Genomic DNA, 22,595 nt, shown 5'->3' with positions numbered 1-22,595 from the left:
ATATAGCGGTTCAGCCGTTTTTCGCCACCAGTTCCGCCAATTGGACGGCATTCAGGGCCGCGCCCTTGCGGATGTTGTCGGAGACGATCCACAGGTTCAGGCCGCGCGGATGGGAGAAGTCGTCGCGGATGCGGCCCACGTACACCGGGTCGGTGCCGGAGGCGTGCGTGACCGGCGTCGGGTAGCCGCCCGGCTTGCGGTCGTCCACCACTTCCACGCCCGGCGCGGCTTCCAGCAGGGCGCGCGCCTCTTCCGGAGTGATCTTGGTCTTGGTCTCGATGTTGACGGCTTCGGAATGGCCGTAGAACACCGGCACGCGCACCGCGGTGGGGTTCACCTGGATGCTGTCGTCGCCCAGGATCTTGCGGGTTTCCCAGACCAGCTTCATCTCTTCCTTGGTGAAGCCGTTGTCCAGGAAGTCGTCGATGTGCGGGATCAGGTTGAACGCGATCTGCACCGGGAAGCGCTGCGGGTCGATCTCCTGGAAGTTGAGCAACTGGCCGGTCTGCTTGCCCAGTTCCTCCAGCGCCGAGCGTCCGCCGCCGGACACCGACTGGTAGGTGGCCACGTTGATGCGCTCGATGCCGACCTTGCGGTGGATCGGCGCCAGCGCCACCAGCATCTGCATGGTGGAGCAATTCGGGTTGGCGATGATGCCGCGCGGACGGTTCTGCACCTGCTCGGGGTTCACCTCGCTGACCACCAGCGGCACGTCGTCGTCGTAGCGGAAGGCGGAGGAGTTGTCGATCACCACCGCGCCGGCGGCGGCGAACTTGGGCGCGTACTCCTTCGACACGCCGCCGCCGGCGGAGAACAGCGCGATATCGACGCCGGCCGGGTCGAAGGTGGCCAGGTCCTGCACGGCGATCTTCTCGCCGTTGTACTCGATGGTGCCGCCGGCGGAGCGCTCGGAGGCCAGCGCGACGAGTTTGCCGACCGGGAAGTCGCGTTCGGCCAGGATGGACAGCATGGTTTCGCCGACGGCGCCGGTGGCGCCCACGACGGCGACGGTGAAGGTACGGTTCTGGTTGCTCATGGAAGATGGATTCGTAGGGGGTAGAAAAATGAAGACAGCGGAATGGGGCTGTGTCCGGGGAACCTGCGGGCGTGCCTCAGGCTCCCTGTCGTTTGGTCGCGATGATGTTGCCGGCGTGGGCGGCGCCCAGCGCCTCGGGATTGACCGGCGTGGGCGGATGGCCGGCGGCGTCGCCCTCGCCCAGCGCGGCGATCAGGTTGTCCACGGCCAGCGACACCATCGCCCGGCGCGTGGCCAGGCTGCCGCTGGCGATGTGCGGGGTGAGCACCACGTTGCGCAGTGCCAGCAGTTCCGGCCGCACCACCGGTTCGCCTTCGTAGACATCCAGCCCGGCGGCGGCCAGCCGGCCGTTCGCCAGGGCGTCGACCAGCGCCAGTTCGTCGACGATGCCGCCGCGGGCGATGTTCACCAGCGTGGCGGTGGGCTTCATCTTCGCCAGCGCGGCGGCGTCGATCAGGTGGTGCGCCTGCGGGGAATACGGCAGCACCAGCACCAGGTGATCGGACTGCGACAGCAGGTCGTCGAAGCCGGCATAGGTGGCGCGGGTTTCGCGCTCGATGCCTTCGGGCAGGCGGCTGCGGTTGTGGTACAGCACACGCATGTCGAAACCGCTGGCGCGGCGCGCGATGCCCTGCCCGATCCGCCCCATGCCCAGGATGCCCAGCGTGCTGCCGTGCAGGTCGGCGCCCAGCAGGGTGCCGAACGACCACTGCCGCCACTGGCCTTCGCGCAGCCAGCGCTCGGCCTCGGTGATGCGGCGCGCGGTGGCCATCAGCAGCGCGAAACCGAAATCGGCGGTGGTCTCGGTCAATACGTCCGGCGTGTTGGTGGCGACGATGCCGGCCGCCGTCAGCGCACCGATATCGAGGTTGTTGTAGCCCACGCCGACATTGGCGATGGCGCGCAGCCGCGCGGCGCCGGCGATTTCGTCGGCGCCGATGCGCTCGTTGAGGGTAACCAGCGCGCCGTCGGCGTCCCGCAGCGCGTCCGCGACCTGCGCCGGCGTGTATTCGGTCACATCCTCCGTCGCGCGCACGTCGAAATGCGCTTTCAGCCGTCCGACGATGTCGTCGAACAGCGGCTGCGACACCCAGACGCGCGGTCGCGGCTCAGTCATCGGCGTTTCCGGAAGACGCGGCGCCCGGGATGCGCGGCAACACCTCGCCGACATCGCCGCACTGCGCCCGATGGCGCAACGCCTGGTCCATCAGCACCAGTGCCACCATCGCCTCGGCGATGGGCGTGGCGCGGATACCGACGCACGGATCATGGCGGCCGGTGGTGACGACTTCGACCGGTTCACCGGCCACGTCCACGGTCTGCCCCGGCAGGCGCAGGCTGGAGGTGGGCTTCAGCACGATGGACGCGGTGACCGGCTGGCCGGTGGCGATGCCGCCGAGGATGCCGCCCGCATGGTTGGACAAAAAGCCCTGCGGCGTCATCAGGTCGCGGTGCTCGGTGCCCTTCTGGGTAACGGCGGCGAAACCGTCGCCGATCTCCACGCCCTTCACCGCGTTGATGCTCATCAGCGCGGCGGCCAGTTCGCCGTCCAGCTTGCCGTAGATGGGTTCGCCCCAGCCCGGCGGCACGCCGTCGGCAATCACTTGCACGCGCGCGCCGATGGAATCGCCCGACTTGCGCAGCGCATCCATGTAGGTTTCCAGTTCCGGCACCTGTCCGGCGCATGGCCAGAAGAACGGGTTGTCCTCGACCGCGCTCCAATCGGGCGCGCCGTCGAACGGCGGCCGCGGCGTGATCCCGCCCAGTTGCGCCAGGTAGCCGCGCACGGTCACGCCATGGCGCTGCGCCAGCCACTTCTTGGCGATGACGCCCGCCGCCACGCGCATCGTCGTCTCGCGCGCGGACGAGCGCCCGCCGCCGCGCGGGTCGCGGATGCCGTACTTCTGCCAGTAGCTGTAGTCGGCATGGCCCGGGCGGAACTGCTGGGCGATGTTGGCGTAGTCCTTGCTGCGCTGGTCGGTGTTGCGGATCAGCAGGGCGATGGGCGTACCGGTGGTCTTCCCTTCGTACACACCACTGAGAATCTCGACCTCGTCCGCCTCGCGGCGCGCGGAGGTGTGCCGCGACCTGCCGGTGGCGCGGCGCTCCAGGTCGTGGCGGAACTCCTCCGGCGCGATCTGCAGCCCCGGCGGGCAGCCGTCGATCACGCAGCCGATGGCCGGCCCGTGCGATTCGCCGAACGTGGTGACGCGCAAGATGTGGCCAAAGGTGTTCAATCCGATACCCTGAATTCGCTCGTCATTCCCGCGCAGGCGGGAATCCATGCCCATATCCTATCCGACGATGTCGACCCACAAGTCCCGCCATCGTGGATTGACTTCCTGAATCAGCCGCAGCTTCCATGCGCGATTCCACTTTTTAATCTGTTTTCCCGTGCAATCGCGGTATCCATCGTGGCATGCAGTTCGTACCAGACGAGCAGGGTGACGTTGTATCGATGGGTAAAGCCGTCACCCATGTGCTCGCGATGCTGCCAGGTCCGTGCCAACAGGTTGCCGGTGACTCCAATGTAAAGCGTGCCATTCCTTCCACTCGCCAGGATATAGACGGCTGGCTGCTTCATGACGGGTCACTGGCATGGATTCCCGCCTGCGCGGGAATGACGAGCAAAAAACAACCTGCTCCGCCGCATCAGGCCCGCGCGTCGGCCAGTTCGCGGATGCGGGCGTTGTGGCGGATCAGCTCCGCGCATTCCACCGCGAAGACGCCCATCTGCCCCACCTTGAACTCGATCCAGGCGAACTCGACGTCCGGCAGCAGCCTGACCAGCGCGCGCTCGGATTCGCCCACCTCGCAGATCAGCAGGCCGTCCTGGCTCAGGTGCAGCGGCGCATCGCGCAGGATCTTCAGCACCAGGTCCAGGCCGTCGTCGCCGGCGCGCAGGCCGAGTTCCGGTTCGAAGGAATACTCCTGCGGCAGCGCGTCGGTCTCGTCGTCCGTCACGTACGGCGGATTGGTGACGATCAGGTCGTAATGCCTGCCGGCCAAGCCGCCGAACAGGTCCGACTTGATGAACCGCACGTTGTCGGCGTGCAGGCGGGCCTTGTTCTCGGCCGACAGCGCCAGCGCGTCGTCGCTGATGTCCACGCCGTCCACCTGCCAGTCCGGGCGGTAGTGGCCCATCGCGATGGCGATGCAGCCCGAACCCGTGCACAGGTCCAGCGCGTGGTTCACCTCGCGCCCGCCCAGCCACGGTTCGAAGCCGGATTCGATCAGTTCAGCGATCGGCGAACGCGGCACCAGCGCGCGCGCGTCGCTCTTGAAGCTGAGGCCGGCGAACCAGGCTTCGCCGGTCAGGTAGGCCACCGGGATGCGTTCGTCCACACGGCGCTGGAACAGCGCCAGGACCTGCGCCCTCTCCGGCGTGGTCACGCGCGCCTGTCCGTAGGCCGGGCCGAGGTCCGGCGGCAGGTGCAGCGTATGCAGGACCAGGTGCGTGGCCTCGTCCAGGGCGTTGTCGTAACTGTGGCCGAAGGCCAGCCCGGCGGCATTGAAACGGCTGGCGCCGTAACGGATCAGGTCGATGATCGTGTGCAGTTCTGCGGCTGCTTCGGCAGTCATGGCAAGGCTTGTGGGGAGCGCCCGTTCGGTTCGGCTCCCGATTATAGGGGCTGCGCCGGTATCATGGCGGGATTGTCGGCGCGCCCGGCGGACGCAGGTCCGGCCGGGCTTCCGTGGCCATCGCGCGCCGCGGGCGGGCCGCCCCCACTGACCTGCCGGACTCCCTGCCCCCATGTTCAACAAGAAAATCGGCTTCATATTGGTATTGGCGCTGGCCGCGGGCCTGGGCCTGCTGGCCGCGCAGAAATACTTCGGCCCAGCCGCGCCCGCCACGCCATGGCCGGCCACGCAGGCGGTGACGATGTTCCCGCAGGCGCGTCCGCTGCCGCCGTTCTCCCTGCGCCAGTCGGACGGCACGCAACTGGCCTCGGGCGAACTGAACGGCCATTGGACGCTGGTGTTCCTGGGCTTCACCTTCTGCCCGGACGTCTGCCCGACCACGCTGGCCGAACTGGCGCAGGCCCAGGCGCAGTGGAAGGACCTGCCGGATTCCATCCGCCCGCGCGTGCTGTTCGTGTCGGTGGACCCGGAGCGAGACACGCCCACCCGCATCGGCGAATACGCCCACGCCTTCCATGCCGACACGCTGGCCGCCACCGCCGATGTGCCCACGCTGGAGAATTTCGCCAAGTCGCTGGGCTTCGTCTTCATGAAGGTGCCGGGCAAGGGCTACGACGAGAATCCCAACGACTACAGCATGGACCACTCGTCCGCGATCGGCGTGCTGGACCCGCAGGGCCGGCTGGCCGGGCTGATCCGCCCGCCGTTCCAGTCGAGGGCCATCGCGGCCGACATGCGCGCGCTGACCGAGACATCGGCGAAATGAGCCTGCTGACCTCGCTGACCCATGTGCTGCCGCATCGTCTGTTGTCCTCGCTGGCGCGCCGGCTGGCGTATTCCACCTCGCCCCGCGTCAAGCAGTGGCTGATCGACACGGTGGTGCGCAGGTTCGACGTCGACCTGGCCGAAGCGGCCGAACCCGACCCACGCGCCTATCCCAGTTTCAATGCGTTCTTCACCCGCGCGCTGAAACCCGGCGCGCGCATCGCCGACCCGGATCCGCGCGCGCTGCTGATGCCGGCGGATGGCCGCATCAGCCAGTGCGGCGCCATCGAGGACGGCCGTATTTTCCAGGCCAAGGGCCAGTCGTTCACCGCGGCCGAGCTGCTGGGCGACGAGACGGCTGCGGCGCCGTTCCGCTATGGCCTGTTCGCCACCGTCTACCTGTCGCCGCGCGACTACCACCGCGTGCACATGCCGTGGACGGGCACGCTGCGCGAGACCGTGCACGTGCCGGGACGGCTCTTCAGCGTGGGCACCGACGCGGTGGCGAACGTGCCGCGCCTGTTCGCGCGCAACGAACGACTGGTCTGCCACTTCGATACCGACTTCGGCCCGATGGCCTCGGTGATGGTGGGTGCGCTGCTGGTGTCGGGCGTGGAAACCGTGTGGAGCGGCGTGGAGATCCCGCGCTACGGCGACACGGTAACGGTGAAGGACTACCGCGGTGCGGGCATCGCGCTGGAGCGGTTCGAGGAAATGGCGCGTTTCAACTACGGCTCGACCGTGATCATCCTGCTGCCGCCGGGCGCGGCGGAACTGACGCCGGAACTGAAGGCTGAATCGCCGGTGAGACTGGGGCAGCGGCTGGCGACCCGGATCGCCTGACGCAGGGTGCGCCCTGGCGCACCACCGCTCTCCGACGCACGCGATCCAGGCCCCTCTCCCCTCGGGAGAGGGGTTGGGGAGAGGGGCGAACGAAGCCCGCCTGCGTCTTGCTTCATGTACCGGCAGCATGCGGATTCACGTATTGAGTTCATTAACTCCGAACGCAATATGTTCATTACCACTCTTCGGAAGGGCCTGCTTTCATCAAGCATGGCGCGCTCGCCGCGGGGCCCTACTTTTCTTTGCTTGTGCAAAGAAAAGTAGGCAAAAGAAAGCACACCCCGGCGGTCCGCCCGCCACTGCGTGGCGGGTGCGCAGTCCCGGCAGGAATTTCCGGAAGACACATCCTGTGTCATCCGGAAACGGCGCACGTCCTGTGCGCCGCCCTGCGGGTTGTACCTGCCGGGACTGCCGGACCTCAGGGGGCCCGACAGGGGGCTCCCGGATCAATCAGACAACCTGCTTGTGCTCTTGCCTTTCAGGGGCCCCCATTTAGGCGCGGCAAGCGGGCCGGGTAAAACCCGAAGGGCGCCGCCCCGGATGGGCGGCGTTTTCGTATGGCACAGGGATGTGCCTTACGAAAATTCCCGGTCCGCTTGCGCACCCGGAGCGAAGCGCAGGGCGCGCCGCCTGGGGTGTGCTTTCTTTGGTTACTTTCTTTGCACAAGCAAAGAAGCGCTTCTCAACAGCCGAAGGCTGGTCAAGTGACGCCTCGCGGCGAGCGCACCATGCCCGATGTAAAGAAGGTCTTTCCGAAGGTGGTCCGCCTGGTCAAGCGAAGAGGGGTGGTGCGCCAGGGCGCACCCTACGCATCGGATGGCGGAGGCGAACGAACTTCGCTCACCCCTCTCCCCGACCCCTCTCCCGGTAGGAGAGGGGCTTGGAGCGTGCACAGCGGATGGCAGTGGTACGTCAGGGCGCACCCTGTACAGGGTGCGCTTTCACTGCTGCGTGGCGGCGCGCGCGCAATCGAATCGCCGGCGAAGCCGTCACCAGCTTACTTCCTGCAGCTTTCCAGCTTGAGCGTCTGCCCCGGCCGCACGCTGTAGCTTGGCGCCTTGATGCTGTTGGCGCCGGCCAGCTTCTTCAGGTCGCACTGGAAGCGCTGCGAGATGCGGCCCAGGGTGTCGCCCTTGGCCACGCGGTAATCGCGCGCCTGCTTCGCCCTGGGTTCGGCCGGCTTGGGTGCGCCGGTCGCCACCGTCGTCGGCACGCCGGCCACCGGGGTGACGTCGCCCACCGCCACGTTGCCGGTGCGCACGGCGCGGCGGATGGCGGCGTTGGGATCGGCGCTGACCAGCGTGCGGGCCAGTTCCGAGCGCGGGCCGTTCACACAGTAGCGGTTGTACAGACTGACGATGCGGTTGTTGGCCTTGAGCGTGGTGCCGGCGGGAATCCATGCCTCGGCCTGGTAGCGCGGGTTGAGGTTGCGCAGCGTGCGCATGTAGCCATCGCGGGTGCCGCCGTTGCCCAGGCAGATGGTCAGTTCGTAGATCGACGCGTCGCGCGCCAGCCTCAGCGTGGCCGGCTGCACGTTGATCCTGGGGAACTCCAGCCCGTACTGCGTGGGATGCAGGAACAGCCACGCCGCCGCGATCACCATCGGCACGTAGTCGCGCGTCTCGCCTGGGAACTGGCTGTACACCACGTCGTCCCAGAAGCCCAGCCCGTCGTACTGGCGATGGACGCGCGCGGCGCGGCCCTCGCCGCCGTTGTACGCGGCCAGCGCCATTTCGATGTTGTTGTTCAGTTCGCGCATGCGCTCGTTGATGTACGCCGCGCTGGCCTCGCCGGAGGCGTACGGGTCGTAGCGGGTATCGAACCCGCTGCCGTCCGGCCCCAGGCCGAAGCGGCGGCCGGTGGCGTACATGAACTGCATGGGCCCGGCGGCACCGGCGCGCGAAGTGGAATGCACGCGGCCGTTGGATTCCTTGGCCATGATGCCGAACAGCAGGGCCTCCGGCAGGCGGTGGCGTTCCCAGCTCGGATACATCTCCGTGCGCATGTTCTGGTAGTTCTCGTAGCTGTCGATCAGCGCCGGGCGCATGTCGGTCAGCCAGCGGCGGATGCCGGCCTGCACGGCCGGGTTGTATTCGACCATGCGGTCGAAGGCATGGCGTTGGTCGTTGAGCAGCGCCGCGGCGCGGGCCGTCTCGGGCAGGTTGTCGCCGGCCGGGAACGAATGGTCGGTGCCGTCGTCCAGGCTGTCCGCGGGGACCTCCTCGTCGGAAGCGGCGGCTTCGCCGTCCGCGTTGTCCTTCAGCAAGCGCTTGTAGGCCGCCAGCAAGGTATGCACCTGGCAGCCGCGCTGCTTGATGCAGGCATCCAGCACGTCCTCCATGTCCTCCAGCGCGGCGTCGCTCTCGGCCGGGCCCTTGGGATCGTTGTTGGCGATCAGCACCAGTCCGTCGCGGTAGCGCTTCTCGGCCGCGGCCATGCGTTCGTCGAGTTGGTCGATCGCGGCCTTGTCGCGGGCCGAAACACGCTGGGCAAGGGCCGGGGAAGCCGCCATCGCCAGCGCCATGACCGCCAGGAGCGGCCAGGCGCGCGTGGAAAACGAAGCAAAGGACATCAGGAGCATCCGCATGTGTGAGCCGGGAGGTTAGCCCTGCCCTCCACGGGGGGCAAGGTCGGAAGGCAAGGGTCGTTGTCCCTGCGGTCAAGTTCAGCCGCTAGAATCCGGGCATCACCACGAGAGGCAGACCATGGAACCTATCCTGCTGGGCAAGGGCATCACGGACGACATCGCCGTCACCCTGCTGCCGAAATTCGGCAACCGCCATGGCCTGGTGGCCGGCGCCACCGGTACCGGCAAGACCGTCACCCTGATGACCCTGGCCGAAGGCTTCTCGCGCATGGGCGTGCCGGTGTTCATGGCCGACGTGAAGGGCGACGTGGCCGGCCTGGCCGTGGCGGGCGATGGCAACGAAAAGGTACTGCAGCGCGCTGCGGACATCGGCATCGCCGACTACGCGCCGGGCGCCAGCCCGGTGGTGTTCTGGGACCTGTACGGCAAGCTGGGCCATCCGGTCCGCACCACGGTCAGCGAGATGGGCCCCACCCTGCTCTCGCGCATCCTGGAGCTGAACGACACCCAGGGCGGCGTGCTGGACATCGTGTTCAAGCTGGCCGACGACCGCGGCCTGTTGCTGCTCGACCTGGAGGACCTGCGCGCCCTGCTGGGCCTGGTGGCCGCCGAACGCAAGGACATCTCCACCAGCTATGGACTGGTCAGCACGCAGTCGGTCGGCGCCATCCAGCGCGCGCTGCTGCGGCTGGAACAGGAGGGCGGCGGGATGTTCTTCGGCGAACCGGCGCTGGAACTGGCCGACCTGATGCGCACCCACACGGACGGCCGCGGCGTGATCGGCATCCTCGCCGCCGACCAACTGATCCTCAAGCCGCGCCTGTATTCCAGCTTCCTGCTGTGGCTGCTGTCGGAACTGTTCGAGACCCTGCCGGAAGTGGGCGACCTGGACAAGCCCAAGCTGGTGTTCGTGTTCGACGAGGCGCACCTGCTGTTCGACGACGCGCCGGCGGCGCTGCAGCAGCGCATCGAGCAGGTGGTCCGCCTGATCCGCTCCAAGGGCGTGGGCGTCTACTTCTGTTCGCAGTTCCCCGACGACGTGCCGGCCAATATCCTCGGCCAGCTGGGCAACCGCGTGCAGCATGCGCTGCGCGCCTTCACCCCGCGCGACCAGAAGGCGGTGAGGACCGCCGCCGAGACCTTCGTGCCCAACCCGAAGCTGGACGTGGCGCAGACCATCTCCAAACTGGGTACCGGCGAGGCGTTGGTGTCCACGCTGCAGGACAAGGGCGTGCCCTCGCCCGTGCAGCAGACACTGGTATCGCCGCCGCGCTGCCGGATGGGCGCCATCAACGAAGCCGAGCGCCAGCAGGTACGCGCGGGCAGCCCGGTCGGCGGCAAGTACGACACGTCCATCAACCGCGAGTCCGCGGCGGAGATGCTGGCCAGGCGCGCCGAGTCGGCCGTCCAGACCGCCAACGCGCCGGCCGCGAAGACGGAGCGGGACGACCCGGACGCCGGCGGTTTCGGCCAGGCGGTGAAGGATGCCGTGTTCGGCACCAAGCGCCGCCAGGGCATGATCGAGACCATGGCCAAGCAGACCACCCGCACCATCGGCACCAAGCTGGGCAACCAGATCGTGCGCGGCATCCTGGGCGGCATCTTCGGCGGCAAGCGCTGAACCGGCACGTGTCGCCCACGGCGAGGTGCCCGGAAGGCTTCCAAGACAAGACCATTCAATGAAACATGTCCCTGCAATCCTGGCGCTCTGCCTGATGCTCGCGTCGATGACCGCATGCCGGGGCGAGGCCCCCGAATCCTCGCCGGAGACGCCGACCGACGGGGCGATGGCCATCGACGTGGCCGCCAGCGAGGAAATCCCGGATGCCGTGTCGCTGCGAACCGATGGCCCCGTTCCACCGGAAAGCGTCGAGCCTGGGCACCTGGCTGGTCGTTTTGGCTTCAGCAACGATGTGCTTGACCTGAAAGCCGCCGACAGCGACGAAGCCAAGGTGTTCGACCTGAAGGCGGACGGACACTATGTCTTTACCGGCGGCGTGATCGTTTCCCGCGAGAAAGGAAAGTGGGTGCTGGAAGAGAACGGTACTCGCCTGCGCCTGACCCCGGACAACATCCTGCCCGAAAGCGGGGAATTGCTGTTTGCCGTAACCTCCCGCGACAAACTGCTTCTGCTCAACCCCGACGGCAGCCCGACCAACTGGTCCGCCGGCTTCGTGCGTATCGAACGTTGAGCCGCTGGCGTCCCCCGGGCGAGAAAAGCACCGCCCTGATCACCCGCGAAGGCCATGATCGCCTGAAGGCCGAGTTGGACGACCTCTGGCGCGTGCGGCGCCCGGAGGTGGTGAAGGCGCTGGCCGCGGCCGCCGCAGAAGGCGACCGCTCCGAGAACGCCGAATACACCTATCGTAAGAAGCAGTTGGGCGAGATCGACCGGCGCGTGCGCTACCTGAGCAAGCGGCTGGAAGCGCTGCGCGTGGTGGAGACCGCGCCCAGCGATCCACAGGCGGTGTTCTTCGGCGCGACGGTGGAACTGGAGAACCTGGCCAGTGGCGAAACCTCGCGCTACCGCATCGTCGGCCCCGACGAGACCGACGCCGCGCGCGGCTGGATCAGCATCGACTCGCCGCTGGCGCGCGCCTTGCTGAAGAAGCGGATCGACGACGAATTCGAGGTGATGCTGCCGGGCGGCATGACCGGCTTCGTGATCCTGGACGTCGAATACCCCGGGGTGTAGGAGCGGGCATCGTGCCCTTCAGGGCGCATGCTTGCGATGCTCTTGCTTTCCCTCTTTTGAAGCATCGCGCCCATGGGGCGCTCCTACAGGAATTGGTCGTCTATGCGTCCGTAGGAGCAGGCCATGCCCGCGATGCTTTCCCGTACACCCACAAAGAGCATCGCGGGCATGGCCCGCTCCTACGGATGCACGTCAGAGCACCGGCAATGCGTTGGCCTTGACGATCGCATCGCCGAACAGGTCGTGCTCATCGCTTTCGGTGATTTCCACATCGACGAACTGGCCCACGCGCAATCGCGCTTCATCGCCGTTCTGGATGTGCACCAGGCCATCGATCTCCGGCGCATCGGCCTTCGAGCGCGCCACCGCGATGCCGTCCTCCAGCAGATCGACGAGACATTGCTGCACCGTGCCGACCTTGGCCTCCAGCCGCGCGGCGGATATCCGCGCCTGTCTTTCCATGAAGCGCGCCAGCCGCTGCTGCTTCACCTCTTCCGGCACCGGACCGGGCAGCGCATTGGCGGCGGCGCCTTCGACCGGCGAATAGGCGAACGCGCCCACGCGGTCCAGTTGCGCTTCGTCCAGGAACTGCAGCAAATTTTCGAATTCCTGCTCGGTCTCGCCGGGGAAACCGACGATGAAAGTGGAGCGCAGGGTGATGTCGGGGCAGATCGAACGCCAGCGCTTCACCCGTTCCAGCGTCCTGTCCACCGCGCCCGGGCGCTTCATCATCCTGAGGATGCGTGGGCTGGCGTGCTGGAACGGGATGTCCAGATAAGGCAGCACCTTGCCCTCGGCCATCAGCGGGATCACGTCGTCCACGTGCGGGTACGGGTAGACGTAGTGCAGGCGCACCCAGGCGTCGAGTTCGCCCAGGCCTTCGCACAGCGCCTTCATGCGGGTCTGCCAGGCCTTGCCGCGCCATTCGCGTTCGGCGTACCTGACGTCCACGCCGTAGGCGGACGTGCCCTGCGAGACCACCAGCAGTTCCTTCACTCCCCGCTTCACCAGCCACTCGGCCTCGCGCAGCACCTCGTCCACCGGGCGCGAGACCAGGTCGCCACGCATCGACGGAATGATGCAAAAGCTGCAGCGGTGATTGCAGCCTTCCGAGATCTTCAGATAGGCGTAGTGCCGTGGCGTCAGCTTCAGATATTCACCACCACCACGTCGGCAGCATCGTAGGTGGGCACGATGTCGTAGCCTTCGACCCGAAGCTGGGTGAGGATGCGTTCGGAATCGACCAGGGCCTTCGGCCAGCCAAGTGAAACTATCCCCACTCGAGACACTCGCCTATCATATTGATTCAATATGAGGTTTTCAAAGAAAGGCTCCGAGTGCCATATCCACGGATCCATAGAGAACTTCATAGACTATTGATTTTAAATAAATTTTTATAAAGCATCCGCCCAAGACCCTGGTCGATTCACACACGTCGGATACCTGTTAGATATCCAAACGAGTCGGCACTTCACCCGGTCGATTCGGATGGTCTGCGTGCCGATGACCGCAAGTGCTCTGAGCCTGTTCGGTTAAGCTTGCTGTATGTTCGAGACCAAAACCTACGATGACCCTGTCGTCCTTGCGCCTGCGATTCGAGAGCGTTGGGAATTCCTTGAGACCAGCTCTGCAGCAGCAGTGCTCAGGTCCGTCTGCCCCGACGAGTGGGCTGACATAACCGAGGTGTTAGAGCAGTTTGCGCTTGACCCACGTCAATGGCTCAAGGCCGGTGGCAACCGCGGGGACATTGCCAAGGAAATTGACGATATGTTCGCCCACCGAGGCTGGCGCGAAATACGAGTCGACATTCATACGGAAGGTATTCTGTATGCAAAAAACAACGAGGAAGTGGGTCGACTTCCGGTTGTCAAACAAGAGGGCTACCTCGTCGACAACTTCAAAGGTCGGGTCGCGCTGGATGTTGAGTGGAACGCAAAAGACGGCAATCTGGATCGCGATCTTTCAGCGTATCGCGCTTGGCACGAAGCAGGCGTGATATCGGCGGCGGTGCTCATTACCCAAGACCGCCTTCCCCTGAAAGAACTGGCCCAAGAGTTGTGGAAGGATTACCAGAACACACTTCTTGAGAGTTACCGGAACCCAAAGCTTCCGATTGATCTCAGCACGTCTACGACGACAAATCTCGACAAAGCAGCACTGCGCGTCAGGCGAGGCGTCATGGGTACTTGCCCGCTATTGGTCGTCGCTGCCACTCGATCTACTTGGAACGGTCAGCCTTTCGTGCCCTAGTGCTTGGCTGACTGCGGCCTGTGTGCCGCCCAGAGGGTGGGTTGAACTGGCTATGAGCCATGTGACGCCCGCGTGGTCGCATCTGGGTTCCGGCCGCCGCAAGCAAGGCACGGATACGCTGGATGGAATAGCCCGTATCCATCCCCAACTCCCTAACACTCTCGCCTTTCAGGTATCGCTCGCGGAGCCGCTTGCCCACTGCTTCCGCGCGCTCCTGCCCGAGATGCTCATTGGGCTTCAATGCCGGCAGAATCGGACCACCGGCATAACCCTTGTGCACTGCTCCGCGAGGTGTCACGTCCTCACCGGCTTCATTGCCCCATACCGTCCAGCCTTGACGGGGGTGGCGAGCAAATAGCTCCAAGCGTGGGCCGGGTGAACATGCTTCAATCAGTTCGTATTGTTCATCCGGCTTACGCGAGTGCTCTCGCTTCCGCGTCTCAATCATGTTCACTTGGGAACGCCCGGGCGAAAGCGTACGCATTGAGCCACGCACTCCGAAAAGCAGGAGTTCCGTGACGTTCCGGAAGTAGAACCCAACTCCACGGCCATCCGGTCCGCCGTCCTTGCGGCGCTTGGCCCACACAATGTTGCTTACATACCGGAAACCCCATGCTTCCATCACTGCTAGGCCGTCAACCAACAAGGCGTTCGGCACCCAAAGATAAAGATGGGCGTCACGCGCAGCGACTTCCTTCACCTCCATTGCTTTGATCGCATCAAGCGACATCGTGGAGTAGCGATCCAAGCGCCGATGTTCCGGAGCGACCTTGCCGGTGCGGTTGGAGAACCGCCAAGGAGGGTCGGCAAGGATAGTAGGGAAACCGCCAACGACTCGCGGGAGAGGAGCGGGCGCATCTTCGGGACGGAGTGGTTTGCTAGACATGCGCTCATCTTACACAAAAATAGATCTTTGGAAAGATCTTTTTGCAGGGAAAATCGATGTGGGTAAAGTCCATGCTGCCCGCTCATCAGACGTGCATTGAAGTTGGTACAAGTCGCACGCGCTGAGATCGACCGATCGGTTGGGATGCTTGAGCGGTTGGGCCAGTGGTTCGATCGACCGATCTGCGTCGGTTCGCGAATCTACCTGCGATATGTCTGGGACAGCCGAGGCTGACGAAGCCCACTTTCGGATTCTGCAGGGACATGGGATGGGTGGCGGACGAAAAAAAGGGCGCGGGACTGTACCGTTCCCACCCTGCCCGCCTCCGGGTTGCCGACAGGGCGGACCGGGCCTTGCCGGAATACACTGTAGGCCCCGATTTCCGGCACCCCGACCCATGGGCCACTGGACCACGTTCGACTCCCCGCAAGGCCGCATTTCCGCGTGGAAGGCCGAGCCGGCGGACACTCCGCGCGGCGCGCTGGTCGTGGTGCAGGAGATCTTCGGCGTCAACCCGCATGTCCGCGCCGTGACGGAAAGCTTCGCCACGGAAGGCTACGTGGCGCTGGCGCCGGCCTACTTCGATCCGATCGAAACCGGCGTCGAACTGGGCTACGACGCCGAAGGCGTGGCGCACGGGCGCGAACTGATCGCCGCCCTGGGACTGGAGCGGGCCGTCGACATCACCCGTGCGGCCGCCGATGCGCTGGCCGCCCATGGCAAGGTGGGCACGGTGGGTTACTGCTGGGGCGGCACGGTCGCATTGCTGGCGGCGCTGCGCCTGGGGCTGCCTTCGGTGAGCTACTACGGCGCGCGCAACGTGCCGTTCCTGGGAGAAACCCCGAAGGCGCCCGTGATGTTCCATTTCGGCGAGCGCGACGCCTCGATCCCGCCGGAGATGGTGCGGCAGCATCGCGAGCGGTTGCCGCAGATGGACACCCACACCTATCCCGCCGGGCATGGCTTCAACTGCGACCTGCGCGCCGACTACGAACCCGCCAGCGCCCTGCTCGCGCGCGAACGCACGCTGGCCTTCTTCGAACGGCATCTCGCATGACGGAATTCCTGCTCGACCCTCGCCTCGCCGCCGACAGCATCTTCATCGCCGACGGTCCGCTGTCGCAGATGCGGTTGATGGACGACACCCGCTTCCCGTGGCTGGTACTGGTGCCGCGCGTGCCCGGCGCCACCGAATGGCTGGAACTGGACGGCGGCCAGCAGCGCCTGCTGCTGGCGGAGATCAACCAGGCCGGCAACCTGGTCCGTGCCCACGCCGACGTGCAGAAACTCAATATCGGGGCCTTGGGCAACATCGTGCGCCAGTTGCACATCCACCTGGTCGGTCGCCACGAAGGCGATGCCGCCTGGCCCGGACCGGCATGGGGAAGCGGCGCCGCCGTCCGGCATGCACCCGAGGCCTTGGCCGAGCACGTGGCGCTCTGGCAGACGCGCCTGCGATGAGCCACACGAGCATCGAGCCGTTGGGCGACGATGCCCTGCTGGTGCGTTTCGGCGACACCATCGACGCGGCCACCAACCAGCGCGTGCACGCGCTGGCCGACCATCTGCGACGACACGCGCCCGCATGGCTGTGCGATCTGGTGCCTGCCTATGCCAGTCTCGGCGTGTTCTTCGATGCCGAGCGCGTGCCCGGCGGCGACGCACGCCAGGCGTTGGCGCGGATGCTGGCCGGGATGACGGAGCAGGAGGAATCGCCTGCCCTGGCGGCGCCGGCGTTGCACGAGATCCCGGTGTGCTACGGGGGCGACTTCGGCCAGGATCTGGCCGCGGCCGCGCGCGAACTGGGACTGGCGGAGGCCGAATTGATCGCCCGTCATTGCGCGCCGGTGTACAGCGTCGCGATGATCGGTTTCGCGCCGGGCTTTCCCTATCTGCTGGGATTGGACCCGGCGCTCGCGCTGCCGCGCCTGGCGACACCGCGTGCAAAGGTTCCCGCGGGCTCCGTCGCCATCGGCGGCGCGCAGACCGGCATCTACCCGCGCGCCAGTCCCGGCGGCTGGCGACTGCTGGGGCGCACGCCGTTGCGACTCTTCGACGCGCGGCGCGCAGCGCCTTCACTGGTGCAGCCGGGCGACCGGGTGCGCTTCGTGCCGATCGACGCGCAGGCCTTCAGCGCACTCGGGGGCGCGGCATGAGCGGCTGGGAAGTGCTCTCGCCGGGCCTGCAGACGACGGTGCAGGACCAGGGCCGCACCGGCTGGCGCCACCTGGGCGTGGCGCGGGCGGGCGCGCTCGATCCGCATGCCCTCGCGTTGGCCAACCGCATGGTCGGCAACCCGGAATCCTGTGCCGGACTGGAGATCACGCTGCAGGGCCCACGGCTGCGGCTGCGCCGTCCCTGCCGCATCGCACTGACCGGCGCGGCGGTGCAGGCATGGTGGGACGACCTGCCCTTGCCGATGGGGCGGCCGATCCGCCTGCCGGCGGGCGAGCTGAAGCTGGGCGCGATACGCGACGGCGCGCGCAGCTGGCTGGCCGTCGCCGGCGGCATCGGCACAGCGCCGGTGCTGGGCAGCCGCAGCACCGATCTGCGCGGCGGGTTCGGCGGGCACGACGGGCGCGCCATCCGCGCCGGCGACACGCTGCCCGTCGACGCGGGCGAAGGCCCCGTCCGGCGTCCGCACTTCCCTGCCTGGTGGATCGACCTGGACGATCCGTGGACGGCCGACCGGCACGTGCTGCGTTACGTTCCCTCGGCGCATCCGGCAGCCGCCGCGCTGGGCCTGCAGCGATGGCGCATCCATCCGGACAGCAATCGCCAAGGCCTTCGCCTGGACGGTGCGGCCCTGCCCGCCATCGGCGGGGGCGGCGTGTCCGAACCGGTGGCGGTAGGCACGCTGCAGCTTCCGCCCGATGGGCGACCGATCCTGCTGTTGGCCGATGCGCAGACCGTCGGCGGCTATCCGCGCCTGGGCCACGTGATCGCCAGCGACCTCGGCCGTGCGGCGCAGCTGCGGCCCGGCGAAGCGGCGCACTTCGAGCCCATCGAACCGGCGCAGGCGCGCGCGCTGGCCCTCCGGCACACCCATCGGCTGGCGCGGCTGCGCCTGGCCATCGCGCAACGCCAGTAAGGCTGGGGTAGGCTCGCCGCATGTCCGCGAAACGACGCATCGACTTCAATTGCGACCTGGGCGAGGACTGTGGCGACGATGCCGCCCTCCTGCCCTTCATCAGTTCGGCCAGCATCGCCTGCGGCTTCCACGCCGGCTCGCCGGAAACCATGCGGCGCACGGTGGCGCTCTGCCTGGCGCACGGCGTGGCCGTCGGCGCGCATCCCTCGCACGCGGATCGCGACAACTTCGGCCGCACCCCGCATGCGATCGAACCCGAGGCCGCCTATGCGCTGACGCTGTACCAGGTGGCCGCACTGGATGGCTTCGTGCGCGCGGCTGGTGGACGCCTCCACCACGTCAAGCCGCATGGCGCGCTGTACAACCAGGCCGCGCGCGACGCGCCGCTCGCCGACGCCATCGCCCGGGCCGTGCACGACCACGATCCGGGCCTGGTGCTGTACGGCCTGTCCGGCAGCGAACTTACCGCCGCGGGCGAACGCGCGGGCCTGCGCGTTGCGCACGAGGCCTTTGCCGAACGCCGTTACGAACCCGATGGCCGCCTGACCCCGCGCACGCACGCGGAGGCCAGCCTGGCGTCCGTCGACGAGGCCGCCACGCAGGTCGGGCAGATGCTGCGGGAAGGCGCGGTGACCGCGCGCACCGGCCAGCACGTGCCGCTGCGCGCGGACAGCATCTGCCTGCACGGCGACCGCGCCGATGCCGCCGCGTTCGCACGCGCGCTGCGCGAAGCGATCGAGGCAGCGGGATTCGAGATCGGCACGATGGAGCGCGGCGCATGAACTACTGGCCCTTGCTGGGCATCGCGGTGGTGGTGGCCGGCTTCGTGCTGCGCTTCAACCCCGTGATCGTGGTGGTCAGCGCCGGCCTGGTCAGTGGACTGGCGGCGGGCAAATCGGTTCCCGACTTGCTGGCGCTGCTGGGCGAAAGCTTCGTCTCAAACCGCGCGCTGCTGATGTTCGCGCTGACCCTGCCCACCATCGGCCTGCTGGAACGCGCCGGCCTGCGCGAGCACGCGCTGCGCTGGATCGCGCGGCTGCGCGGGTTGACGCTGTCGCGGTTGCTGGCCGGTTACCTGGCGGTGCGCCAGGGACTGAGCATGGTGGGACTGATCGACATCGCCGGCCACGCGCAGACGGTGCGGCCGCTGCTGGCGCCGATGGCCGAATCGGCGGCGGAAAAGACCCGCCCGCCGTTGCGGCGCGAGGAAGCGCAGCGCGTGCACGCCATGGCCGCCGCCACCGACAACATCGGGCGCTTCTTCGGCGAGGACGTATTCCTGGCCTTCGGCGCGGTGCTGTTGATCCAGGGCTTCTATGCCCAGCACGGCATCGCGCTGGAGCCGTTGCAGATCGCGCTGTGGGCATTGCCGACGGCGATCGCGGCGTTCGTCATCCATGCCGTGCGCATCGTGCTGTTCCAGCGCCGGCTGGACCGCGGCGGAGCGCCGGGCACGGAGCGGGCCGATGCTGTCGATTGAACACTTCTACCTGTTGCTGGCGGCATTCCTGGGGTATGCGGGCTGGCGCAACCTGCGCCAGCGGCGCTTCGCGCATGCGGCGTTCTGGGGACTGATCGCGCTGCTGTTCGCGGCCGGAGGGCCGGTGCTGCGCGCAAGCAAGGCCGGCGACGCGCTGCCCGCGCAGTTCGCCGGCGCCGCGGTGATCGCATTGGCCGTCCTCGCCACGCGCATGCGCCGCGAACCCCTCTACGAGGCGCCCGAATCCGAACGCCGGGCATCGGCGCTGCGGCTGGGACATCGGCTGTTCCTGCCGGCGCTGCTGATACCGGCGCTGACCATCGCGGTGGTGCTGGCGGGTCCGCACCTCGTGCTCGGTGGCACGCCCGTGTTCGCTTCGGCCGGCCTGACCCTCACCGGCCTGGCGCTGGCCTGCCTGGTGTCCGCCATCGCCGCGGTGGCGGTGACGCGGCAGCGCCCGCTCCAGGCCGCCGACGAAGGCCGCCGGCTGCTCGACACGATGGGCTGGGCGGCACTGCTGCCGCTGGTGCTGGCGACGCTGGGCGGCGTCTTCGCCGCCAGCGGCGTGGGCGAAGCGGTGGCCTCGCTGGTCTCGGCAGTGATCCCGGCCGACAGCCGCATGGCCTGCCTGCTGGCGTTCGCGCTGGGCATGGTGGTCTTCACCGTCATCATGGGCAATGCCTTCGCGGCTTTCCCGGTGATGATGGCCGGCATCGGCCTGCCCCTGCTGGTGCAGCGGCATGGCGCCGACGCTGCCAGCCTGGGCGCCATCGGCATGCTGACCGGCTACTGCGGCACGTTGCTGACGCCGATGGCGGCCAACTTCAACATCGTCCCGGCCGTGCTGCTGGAACTGGACGACCAGTACGGCGTGATCCGCGCGCAGGCGGTCACCGCGTTCTGGCTGATGGGCACCAACGTGCTGCTGATGGCCTGGCTGTGTTTCCGCTGATGCATCCGATTTGCCGAGGGCCCGCATGTCCACTCCCCGAACGATCCTGCTGACCGGCTTCCAGCCCTTCGGCGGCGAGCGCGAGAATCCCAGCTGGCAGGCGGTCCGGGCGCTGCACGGTGCGCGCATCGGCGGGCATCGGGTGGTGGCGCGCGAATTGCCGGTGGTCTTCGGCGATGCGCTGAAGGCATTGCGGGCCGCCCTGCGCGAGACGCGGCCCGCGCTCGCGATCTGCGTGGGCCAGGCCGGCGGGCGCGCGCAGATCTCGCTGGAACGCGTGGCGATCAATGTTGACGACGCGCGCATTCCGGACAACGCGGGGCGGCAGCCGGTGGACGTGCCGGTGGTGGCCGGCGGACCCGCGGCCTATTTCGCCACGCTGCCGATCAAGGCGATGCGGCAGGCGCTGTGCGAAGCCGGGTTTCCGGCCGAGGTGTCGCAGACTGCGGGCACCTTCGTCTGCAACCACGTCTTCTACGGCCTGATGCACGCGCTGCGCGCGCAACGGCATGCGCGCGCCGGCTTCGTCCACATCCCCTACTCGCCGGCGCAGGCGGCTGCGCACCCGGGAGCGCCCAGCCTGCCGGTGGAGACCGTGACCGCCGCGCTGCGGCTGGCGTTGCGGGTAGCCCTGCGCACGCCAACAGACATGCGCGCAGCAGCCGGCGCGGAGCACTGACGTAGGGTGCGCCCCGGCGCACCACGCCCGGTATCTGCTCGACATGCACGACGAGAAACACGCCGCTGCGTTCGGGTGGCGAACGAACGGTTTTCCTCCGGAAGGCAGAAGCGCGGTGCGCCGGGGCGCACCCTACGTCAGGTCCGCGGCAGCGTTACGCCGGTCTGGCCCTGGTACTTGCCGCCGCGATCCCGGTAGCTGGTCTCGCACACGTCGTCCGCATCCGACTGGAAGAACAGCATCTGCGCCACGCCCTCGTTGGCGTAGATGCGCGCCGGCAACGGCGTGGTGTTACTGAACTCCAGCGTCACGTGGCCTTCCCATTCCGGTTCCAGCGGGGTGACGTTGACGATGATGCCGCAGCGCGCGTAGGTGCTCTTGCCCAGGCAGACCACCAGCGTGTCGCGCGGGATGCGGAAGTACTCCACCGTGCGCGCCAGGGCGAAGGAGTTGGGCGGGATGATGCACTCGTCGGCCACCACGTCCACGAAGCTCTTGGGGTCGAAGCGCTTGGGATCGACGATGGTGGAATTGATATTGGTGAACACCTTGAACTCGCGCGAGCAACGCACGTCGTAACCGTAGCTGGAGGTGCCGTAGCTGACGATGCGCTCGCCGTTGACTTGCTTCACCTGCCCCGGCTCGAACGGCTCGATCATGCCCTGCTGTTCGGCCATGCGGCGGATCCAACGGTCGCTCTTGATGCTCATGCAATTCCTGGTCTGGGGATGGGACGGGCGCTGCCGGCACGACCGGCAACCTGGACGGCCATATTGTAGGCGGGGCCCGGCCCGTCGTCCCGTGGCGTCACGCGAAGCGCTACACCAACGAAGAGGCGATCGGCATCGCAGCCCGCGGGCGCAGGGACAGCGTGGCCGCCATCACCCGCGCGGTCTGGCGGTAGGCCTGCGCCACCGCCGAATCCGGTGCGGCGACCACGATCGGCTGGCCCGCATCGCCCTGCTCGCGGATGGCGATGTCCAGCGGCAGCGAACCCAGCAACGGCACGCCATACTGTTCGGCCATCCTCTGGCCGCCCCCCTCGCCGAACAGGTGTTCGACGTGTCCGCAGTTCGAACACGTGTGCACCGCCATGTTCTCGACGATGCCCAGCACCGGCACCTCGACCTTCTCGAACATCTTCAGCGCCTTCCTGGCATCCAGCGTGGCGATGTCCTGCGGGGTGGTCACGATGACCGCCCCGGCCACCGGGATCTTCTGCGCCAGGGTCAGCTGGATGTCGCCGGTCCCCGGCGGCAGGTCGATCAGCAGGTAGTCCAGGTCGCCCCACAGGGTATCGGCGAACAACTGGGTCAGGGCGGAGGTCGCCATCGGGCCGCGCCAGATCATCGGCGTGTCCTGGTCCACCAGCAGGCCGATGGACATGGCTTCCACCCCGAACGCCCGCATCGGCTCGATCGACTTGTTGTCCGGGCTGTCCGGCCGCCCGCCCAGGCCCAGCATGGCCGGGATGCTCGGCCCGTAGACGTCCGCGTCCAGCACCCCCACCCGCGCACCCTCGGCGGCCAGGGCCAGGGCCAGGTTGACCGCCGTGGTCGACTTCCCCACCCCGCCCTTGCCGGAGCCCACCGCGATGACGTTGCGGACGCGGGGATGGGGGCGGAGATTGGCCTGAACGGCATGGGAAATGATGGTCGCCATCACACTTTCGTATCAGTCGAACTGCGG

General features: G+C 67.4%; 23 protein-coding genes and 1 pseudogene. 14 read left to right on the top strand and 10 right to left on the bottom strand.

Features of this window, described 5'->3' with window-relative positions; genetic code table 11:
* Nucleotides 1-10: 10 nt before the first annotated feature.
* The 5 genes from AAD027_RS06800 to prmB all read right to left on the bottom strand — a co-directional run bounded on the left by AAD027_RS06800 (nucleotide 11) and on the right by prmB (nucleotide 4,618).
* On the bottom strand, nucleotides 11-1,036 hold the full coding sequence (locus tag AAD027_RS06800; RefSeq protein ID WP_341725252.1) for an aspartate-semialdehyde dehydrogenase: 1,026 nt from the start codon (nucleotides 1,034-1,036) through the stop codon (nucleotides 11-13).
* A gap of 76 nt (nucleotides 1,037-1,112) precedes the next feature.
* Entirely contained in the window at nucleotides 1,113-2,153 is a 1,041-nt protein-coding gene (locus AAD027_RS06795; RefSeq protein WP_341725251.1) for a 2-hydroxyacid dehydrogenase, read from the bottom strand.
* Nucleotides 2,146-3,279 carry a chorismate synthase gene (aroC, locus tag AAD027_RS06790; protein ID WP_341725407.1) on the bottom strand — a complete coding sequence of 378 codons (1,134 nt, stop codon included), beginning with the start codon at nucleotides 3,277-3,279 and terminating at the stop codon, nucleotides 2,146-2,148. The genes AAD027_RS06795 and aroC overlap by 8 nt, the downstream gene beginning before the upstream one ends.
* 104 nt (nucleotides 3,280-3,383) lie before the next feature.
* On the bottom strand, nucleotides 3,384-3,620 hold the full coding sequence (locus AAD027_RS06785; protein WP_345786436.1) for a GIY-YIG nuclease family protein: 237 nt from the start codon (nucleotides 3,618-3,620) through the stop codon (nucleotides 3,384-3,386).
* A gap of 68 nt (nucleotides 3,621-3,688) precedes the next feature.
* A complete protein-coding gene (gene prmB / locus AAD027_RS06780; protein ID WP_341725250.1) occupies nucleotides 3,689-4,618 on the bottom strand; it encodes a 50S ribosomal protein L3 N(5)-glutamine methyltransferase in 930 nt (309 codons plus the stop codon).
* Between the two features lie 172 nt (nucleotides 4,619-4,790).
* Here prmB and AAD027_RS06775 point away from each other — a divergent pair, with 172 nt between their 5' ends.
* On the top strand, nucleotides 4,791-5,444 hold the full coding sequence (locus AAD027_RS06775; protein WP_341725249.1) for an SCO family protein: 654 nt from the start codon (nucleotides 4,791-4,793) through the stop codon (nucleotides 5,442-5,444).
* Nucleotides 5,441-6,286, top strand: a complete 846-nt coding sequence (gene asd / locus AAD027_RS06770; RefSeq protein ID WP_341725248.1) for an archaetidylserine decarboxylase — start codon at nucleotides 5,441-5,443, stop codon at nucleotides 6,284-6,286. Before AAD027_RS06775 ends, asd begins: the two co-directional genes overlap by 4 nt.
* A gap of 997 nt (nucleotides 6,287-7,283) precedes the next feature.
* Here asd and AAD027_RS06765 read toward each other — a convergent pair.
* Nucleotides 7,284-8,858 carry a transglycosylase SLT domain-containing protein gene (locus AAD027_RS06765; protein WP_341725247.1) on the bottom strand — a complete coding sequence of 525 codons (1,575 nt, stop codon included), beginning with the start codon at nucleotides 8,856-8,858 and terminating at the stop codon, nucleotides 7,284-7,286.
* 133 nt (nucleotides 8,859-8,991) lie between these two features.
* Between AAD027_RS06765 and AAD027_RS06760 the strand changes: the two genes are divergently transcribed.
* Genes AAD027_RS06760 through greB form a run of 3 tightly spaced genes read left to right on the top strand, consistent with a single transcriptional unit; the run spans nucleotide 8,992 to nucleotide 11,568 of the window.
* Complete coding sequence (locus tag AAD027_RS06760; RefSeq protein WP_425605406.1) at nucleotides 8,992-10,494, top strand: helicase HerA-like domain-containing protein; 1,503 nt, start codon at nucleotides 8,992-8,994, stop codon at nucleotides 10,492-10,494.
* A gap of 58 nt (nucleotides 10,495-10,552) precedes the next feature.
* Nucleotides 10,553-11,065 carry a hypothetical protein gene (locus AAD027_RS06755; protein WP_341725246.1) on the top strand — a complete coding sequence of 171 codons (513 nt, stop codon included), beginning with the start codon at nucleotides 10,553-10,555 and terminating at the stop codon, nucleotides 11,063-11,065.
* Complete coding sequence (gene greB / locus AAD027_RS06750; RefSeq protein WP_341725245.1) at nucleotides 11,062-11,568, top strand: transcription elongation factor GreB; 507 nt, start codon at nucleotides 11,062-11,064, stop codon at nucleotides 11,566-11,568. The genes AAD027_RS06755 and greB overlap by 4 nt, the downstream gene beginning before the upstream one ends.
* A 192-nt stretch (nucleotides 11,569-11,760) precedes the next feature.
* Here greB and rimO read toward each other — a convergent pair.
* Nucleotides 11,761-12,926 (bottom strand): annotated as a pseudogene (gene rimO / locus AAD027_RS06745) (30S ribosomal protein S12 methylthiotransferase RimO).
* Nucleotides 12,927-13,113: 187 nt separating this feature from the next.
* Here rimO and AAD027_RS06740 point away from each other — a divergent pair.
* Complete coding sequence (locus AAD027_RS06740) at nucleotides 13,114-13,818, top strand: BglII/BstYI family type II restriction endonuclease (protein WP_341725244.1); 705 nt, start codon at nucleotides 13,114-13,116, stop codon at nucleotides 13,816-13,818.
* Here the strand turns inward: AAD027_RS06740 and AAD027_RS06735 are convergent.
* The gene (locus AAD027_RS06735; protein WP_341725243.1) at nucleotides 13,787-14,704 is read right to left on the bottom strand and encodes an MT-A70 family methyltransferase; all 918 of its coding nucleotides are present in this window, start codon (nucleotides 14,702-14,704) and stop codon (nucleotides 13,787-13,789) included. The two genes, AAD027_RS06740 and AAD027_RS06735, sit on opposite strands and share 32 nt — an antisense overlap.
* Nucleotides 14,705-15,101: 397 nt before the next feature.
* On the opposite strand from AAD027_RS06735, the gene AAD027_RS06730 reads away from it, so the two are divergent.
* Genes AAD027_RS06730 through pcp form a run of 8 tightly spaced genes read left to right on the top strand, consistent with a single transcriptional unit; the run spans nucleotide 15,102 to nucleotide 20,906 of the window.
* Nucleotides 15,102-15,761 (top strand): dienelactone hydrolase family protein, encoded by a 660-nt coding sequence (locus tag AAD027_RS06730; protein WP_341725242.1) that lies wholly within the window; start codon nucleotides 15,102-15,104, stop codon nucleotides 15,759-15,761.
* On the top strand, nucleotides 15,758-16,165 hold the full coding sequence (locus tag AAD027_RS06725; protein WP_341725241.1) for an HIT domain-containing protein: 408 nt from the start codon (nucleotides 15,758-15,760) through the stop codon (nucleotides 16,163-16,165). The genes AAD027_RS06730 and AAD027_RS06725 overlap by 4 nt, the downstream gene beginning before the upstream one ends.
* Nucleotides 16,162-16,860, top strand: coding sequence for a 5-oxoprolinase subunit PxpB (pxpB, locus tag AAD027_RS06720; RefSeq protein ID WP_341725240.1), 699 nt, complete (start codon nucleotides 16,162-16,164; stop codon nucleotides 16,858-16,860). The genes AAD027_RS06725 and pxpB overlap by 4 nt, the downstream gene beginning before the upstream one ends.
* On the top strand, nucleotides 16,857-17,795 hold the full coding sequence (locus AAD027_RS06715; RefSeq protein ID WP_341725239.1) for a 5-oxoprolinase subunit C family protein: 939 nt from the start codon (nucleotides 16,857-16,859) through the stop codon (nucleotides 17,793-17,795). The genes pxpB and AAD027_RS06715 overlap by 4 nt, the downstream gene beginning before the upstream one ends.
* Before the next feature lie 20 nt (nucleotides 17,796-17,815).
* Nucleotides 17,816-18,577 (top strand): 5-oxoprolinase subunit PxpA, encoded by a 762-nt coding sequence (locus AAD027_RS06710; RefSeq protein ID WP_341725238.1) that lies wholly within the window; start codon nucleotides 17,816-17,818, stop codon nucleotides 18,575-18,577.
* Entirely contained in the window at nucleotides 18,574-19,275 is a 702-nt protein-coding gene (locus AAD027_RS06705) for a DUF969 domain-containing protein (RefSeq protein WP_341725237.1), read from the top strand. The genes AAD027_RS06710 and AAD027_RS06705 overlap by 4 nt, the downstream gene beginning before the upstream one ends.
* On the top strand, nucleotides 19,262-20,227 hold the full coding sequence (locus AAD027_RS06700) for a DUF979 domain-containing protein (RefSeq protein ID WP_341725236.1): 966 nt from the start codon (nucleotides 19,262-19,264) through the stop codon (nucleotides 20,225-20,227). The genes AAD027_RS06705 and AAD027_RS06700 overlap by 14 nt, the downstream gene beginning before the upstream one ends.
* A gap of 25 nt (nucleotides 20,228-20,252) precedes the next feature.
* The gene (gene pcp, locus AAD027_RS06695) at nucleotides 20,253-20,906 is read left to right on the top strand and encodes a pyroglutamyl-peptidase I (RefSeq protein WP_341725235.1); all 654 of its coding nucleotides are present in this window, start codon (nucleotides 20,253-20,255) and stop codon (nucleotides 20,904-20,906) included.
* A gap of 137 nt (nucleotides 20,907-21,043) precedes the next feature.
* On the opposite strand, the gene dcd is transcribed toward pcp, so the two are convergent.
* The gene (gene dcd, locus AAD027_RS06690) at nucleotides 21,044-21,616 is read right to left on the bottom strand and encodes a dCTP deaminase (protein WP_341725234.1); all 573 of its coding nucleotides are present in this window, start codon (nucleotides 21,614-21,616) and stop codon (nucleotides 21,044-21,046) included.
* A gap of 109 nt (nucleotides 21,617-21,725) precedes the next feature.
* Complete coding sequence (gene apbC / locus AAD027_RS06685; protein WP_341725233.1) at nucleotides 21,726-22,568, bottom strand: iron-sulfur cluster carrier protein ApbC; 843 nt, start codon at nucleotides 22,566-22,568, stop codon at nucleotides 21,726-21,728.
* Nucleotides 22,569-22,595 lie beyond the last annotated feature (27 nt).

Origin of the sequence: Pseudoxanthomonas putridarboris, assembly GCF_038321125.1 — a bacterium.
GTDB classification, from domain to species: Bacteria; Pseudomonadota; Gammaproteobacteria; order Xanthomonadales; family Xanthomonadaceae; genus Pseudoxanthomonas_A; species Pseudoxanthomonas_A putridarboris.
The sequence above is the reverse complement of the archived record's forward strand: the minus strand, read 5'-3'. Positions and strand labels throughout refer to the sequence as shown.

Bases quoted from the DNA above. Each gene is read 5' to 3' on its own strand.
- AAD027_RS06730 (WP_341725242.1), top strand. From the start codon at position 15,102: ATGGGCCACTGGACCACGTTCGACTCCCCGCAAGGCCGCATTTCCGCG.
- AAD027_RS06705 (WP_341725237.1), top strand. From the start codon at position 18,574: ATGAACTACTGGCCCTTGCTGGGCATCGCGGTGGTGGTGGCCGGCTTC.
- asd (WP_341725248.1), top strand. From the start codon at position 5,441: ATGAGCCTGCTGACCTCGCTGACCCATGTGCTGCCGCATCGTCTGTTG.
- AAD027_RS06700 (WP_341725236.1), top strand. From the start codon at position 19,262: ATGCTGTCGATTGAACACTTCTACCTGTTGCTGGCGGCATTCCTGGGG.
- AAD027_RS06725 (WP_341725241.1), top strand. From the start codon at position 15,758: ATGACGGAATTCCTGCTCGACCCTCGCCTCGCCGCCGACAGCATCTTC.
- AAD027_RS06775 (WP_341725249.1), top strand. From the start codon at position 4,791: ATGTTCAACAAGAAAATCGGCTTCATATTGGTATTGGCGCTGGCCGCG.
- AAD027_RS06785 (WP_345786436.1), bottom strand. From the start codon at position 3,620: ATGAAGCAGCCAGCCGTCTATATCCTGGCGAGTGGAAGGAATGGCACG.
- AAD027_RS06765 (WP_341725247.1), bottom strand. From the start codon at position 8,858: ATGTCCTTTGCTTCGTTTTCCACGCGCGCCTGGCCGCTCCTGGCGGTC.
- dcd (WP_341725234.1), bottom strand. From the start codon at position 21,616: ATGAGCATCAAGAGCGACCGTTGGATCCGCCGCATGGCCGAACAGCAG.
- AAD027_RS06795 (WP_341725251.1), bottom strand. From the start codon at position 2,153: ATGACTGAGCCGCGACCGCGCGTCTGGGTGTCGCAGCCGCTGTTCGAC.
- pcp (WP_341725235.1), top strand. From the start codon at position 20,253: ATGTCCACTCCCCGAACGATCCTGCTGACCGGCTTCCAGCCCTTCGGC.
- AAD027_RS06760 (WP_425605406.1), top strand. From the start codon at position 8,992: ATGGAACCTATCCTGCTGGGCAAGGGCATCACGGACGACATCGCCGTC.
- AAD027_RS06710 (WP_341725238.1), top strand. From the start codon at position 17,816: ATGTCCGCGAAACGACGCATCGACTTCAATTGCGACCTGGGCGAGGAC.
- pxpB (WP_341725240.1), top strand. From the start codon at position 16,162: ATGAGCCACACGAGCATCGAGCCGTTGGGCGACGATGCCCTGCTGGTG.
- AAD027_RS06740 (WP_341725244.1), top strand. From the start codon at position 13,114: ATGTTCGAGACCAAAACCTACGATGACCCTGTCGTCCTTGCGCCTGCG.
- AAD027_RS06755 (WP_341725246.1), top strand. From the start codon at position 10,553: ATGAAACATGTCCCTGCAATCCTGGCGCTCTGCCTGATGCTCGCGTCG.
- apbC (WP_341725233.1), bottom strand. From the start codon at position 22,568: ATGGCGACCATCATTTCCCATGCCGTTCAGGCCAATCTCCGCCCCCAT.
- AAD027_RS06800 (WP_341725252.1), bottom strand. From the start codon at position 1,036: ATGAGCAACCAGAACCGTACCTTCACCGTCGCCGTCGTGGGCGCCACC.
- AAD027_RS06735 (WP_341725243.1), bottom strand. From the start codon at position 14,704: ATGTCTAGCAAACCACTCCGTCCCGAAGATGCGCCCGCTCCTCTCCCG.
- AAD027_RS06715 (WP_341725239.1), top strand. From the start codon at position 16,857: ATGAGCGGCTGGGAAGTGCTCTCGCCGGGCCTGCAGACGACGGTGCAG.
- prmB (WP_341725250.1), bottom strand. From the start codon at position 4,618: ATGACTGCCGAAGCAGCCGCAGAACTGCACACGATCATCGACCTGATC.